The sequence below is a fragment of the Streptomyces javensis genome (genome assembly GCF_039525925.1).
Taxonomy (GTDB): Bacteria; Actinomycetota; Actinomycetes; order Streptomycetales; family Streptomycetaceae; genus Streptomyces; species Streptomyces asiaticus.
Map to the genome: position 1 here is coordinate 1 of NZ_BAAAIF010000244.1, position 1,267 is coordinate 1,267.

Below are 1,267 nucleotides of genomic sequence, written 5' to 3' on the forward strand. Positions count from 1 at the left end.
CGGGCGTGCCCGTCGTATCGAACGTCTCCGGTGCGGTGGCGGGCGAGGAGTTGTGCTCGCCGGAGTACTGGGTGCGGCATGTGCGGGAGACGGTCCGGTTCGCCGATGGGCTGAACACCCTCCGCGAGCAGGGTGTGGGGTCCTTCCTGGAGCTGGGGCCGGACGGCACGTTGTCCGCGCTGGCCGATGGCGACGGTATGTCGGTGCTGCGCCGGGACCGTCCGGAGCCTCTGACCGTCATGGCTGCTTTGGGTGGGCTGTACGTCCGGGGTATCGAGGTCGACTGGGATGCGGTGTTTCCGGGTGCTCGGCGGGTTGATTTGCCGACGTATGCCTTCCAGCGTGAGCGGTTCTGGTTGGAGCCGGTCTCGGCTGAGCCTGTGACGAGTGCGGTGGACGCGGCGTTCTGGGACGCGGTCGAGCGTGGGGATCTTGGTTCGTTCGGCATCGATGCCGAACAGCCGCTCAACGCCGCGCTGCCCGCCCTCTCGTCCTGGCGGAGAGCGCGGCAGGAGCAGTCTGTTATCGATGGCTGGCGTTACCGGCTCGGCTGGACGCCGATTCCGGGGGAGCCGGGGGAGCCGGGCCTCACTGGCACGTGGCTGGTTGTGGTCGAGCCGGGTGCGGACGGCACCGACGTGGCTGCCGCGTTGCGGTCGGCCGGGGCCGGTGTCGAGGTCGTGACGGTCGTGACGTCGGCGGAGTTGAGCGCCGGTCCAGTCGGGGGCGTGGTGTCGTTGCTGTCGGTCCAGGCGACGGTGTCGCTACTGCAAACCCTTGTGGCAGCTGAGGTCGATGCCCCGTTGTGGTGTGTCACGCGTGGCGCGGTTTCGGCGGTCGACGGGGACCTGGTGGATCCTGACCAGGCCGGAGTCTGGGGTCTGGGGCGTGTCATCGGTCTGGAGCATCCGGACCGTTGGGGCGGGCTGATCGATCTGCCTGCCGAACTGGACGATCGCGCTGGGAGGGCGCTGGTCGGCATCCTCGCCGGTGAATCCGGTGAGGATCAGATAGCCATCCGTGCCACCGGCGCTTGGGGCGCCCGTCTGACGCGGGCGGCGACGCCGCTCGGTGGCGTGGGTGAGGCGCCGACCAGGTGGTGTGGGCGTGGTACTGCGCTGGTCACTGGTGGTACGGGTGCGTTGGGCCGTGAGGTGGCGCGTTGGCTGGTGGACAGGGGTGTGGAGCGGGTGGTGCTGGTGAGCCGCCGGGGTGGGGAGGCGCCTGGTGCTGGCGAGTTGGTGGCGGAGTTGGGGGGTCGGGTGCG

General features: G+C 69.9%; 1 protein-coding gene. It reads left to right on the forward strand.

Features of this window, described 5'->3' with window-relative positions:
- Positions 1-35: 35 nt before the first annotated feature.
- Positions 36-1,267: KR domain-containing protein (locus ABD329_RS47775; RefSeq protein WP_344318286.1), on the forward strand; the 1,232-nt coding region annotated here is incomplete at its 3' end.